Below are 6276 nucleotides of genomic sequence, written 5' to 3' on the forward strand. Positions count from 1 at the left end.
GCCGATGTTTCTGCCATTCAGTGACTTCTGAATCTCTTCCGACCGGACCCATATTACAAGATCTTAACGAGGTGAGTCGATGTGAGTCTTTTGAGCAACCTCATCAACGGCATCAGCCTGGGCAGCGTATACGCCATCATCGCCCTGGGCTATACCATGGTCTACGGCATCGCCAAGATGCTGAACTTCGCCCACGGCGACGTCATTATGGTGGGCGCCTACATCTGCTTCTTCGCGACCCAGAATTTCGGCCTGCACCCCGTCGTCGGGGCCCTGCTGGCTATGGTGGTGTGCACCGCTCTGGGCGTCGTCATCGAACGGCTGGCCTATAAGCCCCTGCGGCAGGCCCCCTCCCTGGCCGTCCTCATCACCGCCATCGGCGTGAGCTACTTCCTCCAGAACAGCGCCCTGCTGCTGTGGAAATCCGACCCCAAGGTTTTCCCCACTTTCTTCTCCTTCCCCGACAAGGCCACCGGCGAGATGAAAACGGGCATCAGCCTCTTTGACGGCGGTCTGACCATTACCTATGTAGCCATCTTCACCGTGCTGATGTGCGTGATCATCATGGTGGGACTGACCCTGTTCACCGGTAAGACCAAGATGGGCAAGGCCATGCGCGCCTGCTCCGAGGACAAGGGCGCCGCTCAGCTCATGGGAATTGACGTGAACTTCACTATCTCCATGACCTTCGCCATCGGCTCCGCCCTGGCGGCCATTGCCGGCGTGCTGCTGTGCTCCAGCTACCAGACCCTGATGCCCACCACCGGCTCCCTGCCCGGCATCAAGGCCTTTACCGCCGCCGTCTTCGGCGGCATCGGCTCCATCCCCGGTGCCTTCCTGGGCGGCATCCTGCTGGGCGTCATCGAGATCTTCGCCAAGGCCTTCAACACCCAGATCTCCGACGCCGTGGTCTTCGCCGTGCTGATCGTGGTCCTGCTGGTCAAGCCCACCGGCCTGCTGGGCAAGACCATCCATGAGAAAGTGTGAGGTGGCCGCTATGAAACAACTTACCCCCTCCCGCAAAAAACTGGTGAACAATTCCATCACCTACGGAATCGTCATCATCGCCTACATCATTATCCAGATCCTCAACGCCGGCGGCATGATCTCCCCCGCCATTCAGGGCCAGCTGGTCCCCATTTGCGCCTATATCACCATGGCCATCTCTCTGAATCTGGTGGTAGGCTTTTCCGGCGAGCTGTCCCTGGGCCACGCCGGCTTTATGAGCGTAGGTGCCTTCTCCGGCGTGGTGGTCTCCCTGTCCCTGCAGCAGGCCATCCCCTCCGGCCCTGTCCGGCTGGCCGTGGCCATGCTGGTGGGCGCCGTTCTGGCCGGTCTGGCCGGCTTTATCGTGGGCGTGCCGGTACTCCGCCTCCAGGGCGACTATCTGGCCATCGTCACCCTGGCCTTCGGTGAGATCATCAAGAACATCATCAACATCCTCTATGTGGGCGTGGACGAAAACGGCCTGCGCTTCTCCATTGCCAACGAGATGGCTCTAGGGCTGGGCGAGGGCGGCCGCGCCATTCTGAAGGGCCCCATGGGAGTCACCACCAACGTGAAGCTGTCCTCCTTCACCGCCGGCTTTATCCTGGTCCTCATCGCCCTGACCGTGGTGCTGAACCTGGTGAACAGCCGGGCGGGCCGGGCGGTCATGGCCCTCCGGGACAACCGCATCGCCGCCGAGTCGGTGGGCATCCAGGTCACCAAGTACAAGCTGATGGCCTTTGTCACCTCCGCCGTTCTGGCTGGCGCCGCCGGCGCCCTGTACGCCATGAACTACTCCTCCATCGCCGCCAAGAAGTTCGATTTCAACACCTCCATTCTGGTGCTGGTCTTCGTGGTGCTGGGCGGTCTGGGCAACATCCGGGGTTCCATCGTGGCCGCCGCCTTCCTGACGGTGCTGCCCGAGTTCCTGCGGAAGCTGAATCTGGACCAGTACCGGATGCTGGTATACGCCATCGTGCTGATCCTGGTCATGCTGGCCACCAACAACGAGTCCTCCCGGATTTTCTTCTCCTCCCTGCGTCAAAAGCTCTTTGGTTCCTTTAAGCGGAAAGGAGGCGCCCGCTGATGGCAAAAAAGTTTGAAAAGCCCAAAATGGTGCCGGTGCCCAGCCACTCCATCGTCCCCGAGCGGGATCTGGGCAAGCTGCCGGTGCTGGAGTGCCAGCACCTGGGCATCGACTTCGGCGGCCTCACCGCCGTCAACGAGTTCAATATCACCATCGGCCCCTCCGAGATCGCCGGCCTCATCGGCCCTAACGGTGCGGGCAAGACCACGGTGTTCAACCTGCTGACCAAGGTGTACCAGCCCACCCGGGGCACCATCCTCCTCAACGGCAAGGACACCCACGGCATGAACACTGCCCAGGTCAATCAGGCGGGCATCGCCCGTACCTTCCAGAACATCCGCCTGTTCAACAACCTGTCGGTGGAGGACAACGTGAAGATCGGCCTCCACAACCAGATCCGCTACCCCATGTGGGACGGCATTCTCCGCCTGCCCAAGTACTGGAAGCAGGAGAAGCTGGCCCACGAGAGCGCCCTGGAGCTGCTGTCTATCTTCGGCATGCAGGACCTGGCCTCCCACGAGGCCGGCTCCCTGCCCTACGGCGCCCAGCGCCGGTTGGAGATCGTCCGGGCTCTGGCCACCAACCCCTCCCTCCTGCTGCTGGATGAGCCCGCCGCCGGCATGAACCCCTCCGAGACCGCCGAGCTGATGGAGAACATCGTCAAGATCCGGGACACCTTCCACATCGCCATCATGCTGATCGAGCATGACATGAGTCTGGTCATGGGCATCTGCGAGGGCATCTGCGTGCTGAACTTCGGCCAGATCATCGCCAAGGGCACCGCCGAGGAGATCCAGGCCAATCCCAAGGTCATTGAGGCCTACCTGGGCAGCCAGAAGAAAGGAGGCGGCAAGAGATGAGCACGGTTTTAAAGGTGGACGGCATCAACGTCTATTACGGCGCCATCCACGCCATCAAAAATGTCTCCTTTGAGGTCAACGAGGGCGAGGTCGTCACCCTGATCGGCGCCAACGGCGCCGGCAAGTCCACCATTCTGAAAACGGTGGCCGGGCTGCTCTCCTCCCGCACCGGCTCCATCGAGTTTATGGGCGAGAAGCTGGGCGCTATCCCCGCCCACAAGATCGTCACCAAGGGGCTGGCTCTGGTTCCCGAGGGCCGTCAGATCTTCCTCCAGATGACGGTGGAGGAGAATCTGGAGATGGGCGCCTTTACCCGCCCCAAATCCGAGATCGAACCCGGTCTGGCCGACGTGTACGAGCGCTTCCCCCGTCTGAAGGAGCGCCGCCGCCAGATTGCCGGAACCCTGTCCGGCGGCGAGCAGCAGATGCTGGCCATGGGGCGGGCGCTCATGTCCAAGCCCAGCCTGCTGATGCTGGATGAGCCCTCCATGGGTCTGGCCCCCATTCTGGTGGAGCAGATCTTCGACATTATTCAGGAGCTGAACCACCACGGCACTACCATCCTGCTGGTGGAGCAGAACGCCCAGATGGCCCTGTCCGTGGCGCACCGGGGCTATGTGCTGGAGACCGGCAAGATCGTCACCACCGGCTCCGGCGAGCAGCTGCTGGAGGATGAGGCCGTAAAGAAGGCCTACCTGGGCGGCTGATCTCGGCGTTTTCCTCTCATTCCTTTTTCTCAAACAGGGGGCCCCGTTTGCCAATGCAAACAGGGCCCCCTGCACTTATTTTAAAACCCTTTCGGAATCCGCGTCCTCGGTCGCGTCCTTTTCGCTTCTCTGAGCGTCTCAGCGTTTGTTGGAGGCCCGCCAGATCTTCTGAGCCTCCGCCGCCCGGATCAGCTCCTCCCGGAAATCCGGATGGGCGATGGAGACAAGCATCTCCGCACGCTCCCAGGTGCTGCGGCCCGCCAGATTTACCGCGCCGTACTCGGTGACGATAAAGTGGGCCTGGCTCCGGGGGGCGGTGACGATGTCTCCACTGAAGTGGGGCAGGATACGGGACTGGCGCTCCCCGTCCTTGTTGACAAAGTAGGAGGTCATGCAGATGAAGGCCTTGCCGCCCCGGGCCATGGCCGCCCCCGTCACATAGTCCAGCTGGCCTCCGGTGCCGCTGATGTGCCGCAGGCCGGCGCTCTCGGCGCAGATCTGGCCGTACAGGTCCACGGCGATACAGTTGTTGATGGACACCATATTGTCCAGCTGGGCGATGGTGGCAGGCGCGTTGACGTACTCCAGGGGGGCGATCATGATGCTGGGGTTCTGGTCCACCCAGTCGTAGAGGGACTGGCTGCCGAAGACGATGCCGGCCATTCCCTTGCCCCGGAAGTGGGACTTTTTGGCGTTGGTCAGCTTGCCCGCCTTGAACAGCTCATAATAGGCGTCGGAGCACAGCTCCGTGTGCATCCCCAAGTCCTTCAGGTCCGACTGGGCCAGCCGGGCGCCTACCACGTCGGGCATACCGCCGATGCCCAGTTGGATGGTGGCCCCATCCACGATATAGGGGATGATGTGGTCGGCGATCTGAACGTCCTCGGGCGTGGGCTCGGCGATGGGGAACTGGGGCAGGGGGTCGTGGGGACCCTCCACCACAAAGTCCACCTCGCTGATGTGGATGCACTCATCATACATCCCGTGGAGACGGGGCAGATGCTCGTTGACCTCCAGGATAACGATGTCCGCGTCGTCCAATATCCCCTTGGCTACGCCGGTGGCGCAGGAGAGATTAAAATAGCCGTGCTTGTCCATGGGGGTCACGCACATCATGGCCACGTTTACCGACAGGAAATGGCGGTAATAGGCCACCAGGTTCCGGAAGATCATGGGGATATAGTTGCACAGCCCCCTGTCACACAGCTTCCGCTCGTAGGCGGAGCAGTGCCAGCTGTTATAGATGAAGTGCTCCCGCTCCGGGTCGCACTCCACCGTCTGGATGGGCCCGAAGAGCAGGTTGCCCCGGATCTTCACGTCCCGAAGCTCGTCCTTCCGTTTCGCCAGAGCGGCGTCCAATAGGGTGGGGAAGCAGACGTTGGTGGTGTAATCCACCCAGTCCCCACTTCTGACCGCCCGGACCGCCTCCTCCGGCGTGCGCAGCTTGAGCCGATACAGTTGCTGAACGTCCATGCCGTACCTCCTGTCCCCGCCCCTTCGCCTTCCACCGGGCGGGACCTGATCATAATTTGTATCTGATGTCCTTCATTATACCATACTAGTGTCCCGTTATCACTATCATTTCGCTCCGGTTCTCCAGATTCCCTTGCGGCGGCGCGCTCCGGAGTAGTATAATAGTGCCGAACCGGTCCAACTGCCGCGCCGGACCTTCCGGCGTAAGACACCATGAAAAGGAGACACGGCATATGATCTATGACAGTTTAAAGCACCTGGAGGCCTACAAGGGCATCCACCCCGGCATTTACCGCGGTCTGGAGCTGCTGCGGGACACGGACTTTTCCAAGCTGGAGGACGGCCGGTACGAGGTGGATGGAGACGACCTGTTCTATTCCATCCAGAGCTATCAAACCAATCCGGCCAACGACACCCCCGAGGCCCACAGGAAATACGCGGACATCCAGTTTCTCATCTCCGGCCAGGAGAAGATGGGCGTGGGAGCTCTGGAGGATATGACCGACCTGGCGGAGGCCCGCCCCGAGGGAGACATCTGGTTCTACCATGGCCCCCTGGACGAGGTGACCCTCTCCGGTGACAAGTTCGCCGTCCTCTTCCCCGGCGACGCCCACGCCCCCTCCATCGCTGTCAACGGCATTCCCGCCCCTTGCCGCAAGTGCGTGGTCAAGGTCCGCATGGGATAAGCCTTCCGCATTCTTTTTTGCGGCCGACACCCTCGGCTGTCACTGTTCCACCGGCAGAGCCGGCGGGTCAAGCAGTCAAGGGTCCGCAGACGCCAACATACCGTGAAACCGCCGGTTCTGTTGAGAACAGAACCGGCGGTTTTCCCTTTCGTTTTCCAAACCGACGAACCGGTGTGAACGCATGGATACATTCCGCAGCCTCGGCACGCAAATCTTCTCCCCTGGTGGCGGCAGTGCTTGGACAGCGGACTTCCCCCACCCAATGATCGCCCATGCCGGGCAAGCAAGGACGCCAGTTCTCACTTTTTGAGAACTGGCGTCCTTCGGTTCATTGGAACGTTTCTCTATTGTACTGTTCGGAGCGGCGCGGGATCAAAGCCGTTTTTCCAGCTCAGCCTGCTTATCCTCGTAGCCGGGCTTGCCAAGAAGAGCGAACATGTTGCTCTTGTAGGCCTCCACACCGGGCTGGTTGAAGG

Annotated in this window: 6 protein-coding genes; 5 read left to right on the top strand and 1 reads right to left on the bottom strand. The window is 61.3% G+C overall.

Annotated features, from left to right (window positions below):
- Positions 1 to 81 precede the first annotated feature (81 nt).
- Genes I6E39_RS03720 through I6E39_RS03735 form a run of 4 tightly spaced genes read left to right on the top strand, consistent with a single transcriptional unit; the run spans position 82 to position 3641 of the window.
- Positions 82 to 987: a branched-chain amino acid ABC transporter permease gene (locus I6E39_RS03720; protein ID WP_235380133.1), complete on the top strand. Its 906-nt coding sequence runs from the start codon at positions 82 to 84 to the stop codon at positions 985 to 987.
- A 10-nt stretch (positions 988 to 997) separates the two neighbouring features.
- Entirely contained in the window at positions 998 to 2074 is a 1077-nt protein-coding gene (locus I6E39_RS03725) for a branched-chain amino acid ABC transporter permease (protein WP_235380134.1), read from the top strand.
- 26 nt (positions 2075 to 2100) lie between these two features.
- Entirely contained in the window at positions 2101 to 2934 is an 834-nt protein-coding gene (locus tag I6E39_RS03730; protein WP_420908176.1) for an ABC transporter ATP-binding protein, read from the top strand.
- A complete protein-coding gene (locus I6E39_RS03735) occupies positions 2931 to 3641 on the top strand; it encodes an ABC transporter ATP-binding protein (protein ID WP_235380136.1) in 711 nt (236 codons plus the stop codon). The genes I6E39_RS03730 and I6E39_RS03735 overlap by 4 nt, the downstream gene beginning before the upstream one ends.
- A 138-nt stretch (positions 3642 to 3779) precedes the next feature.
- Here I6E39_RS03735 and I6E39_RS03740 read toward each other — a convergent pair whose 3' ends face one another.
- Positions 3780 to 5114 carry an acetyl-CoA hydrolase/transferase family protein gene (locus tag I6E39_RS03740; RefSeq protein WP_235380137.1) on the bottom strand — a complete coding sequence of 445 codons (1335 nt, stop codon included), beginning with the start codon at positions 5112 to 5114 and terminating at the stop codon, positions 3780 to 3782.
- Between the two features lie 233 nt (positions 5115 to 5347).
- Here I6E39_RS03740 and I6E39_RS03745 point away from each other — a divergent pair, with 233 nt between their 5' ends.
- Complete coding sequence (locus tag I6E39_RS03745) at positions 5348 to 5800, top strand: NanQ anomerase/TabA/YiaL family protein (protein ID WP_235380138.1); 453 nt, start codon at positions 5348 to 5350, stop codon at positions 5798 to 5800.
- Positions 5801 to 6276: the final 476 nt, after the last annotated feature.

Source organism: Pseudoflavonifractor phocaeensis, assembly GCF_021531375.1.
In the GTDB taxonomy this organism is placed as follows: domain Bacteria; phylum Bacillota; class Clostridia; order Oscillospirales; family Oscillospiraceae; genus Lawsonibacter; species Lawsonibacter phocaeensis_B.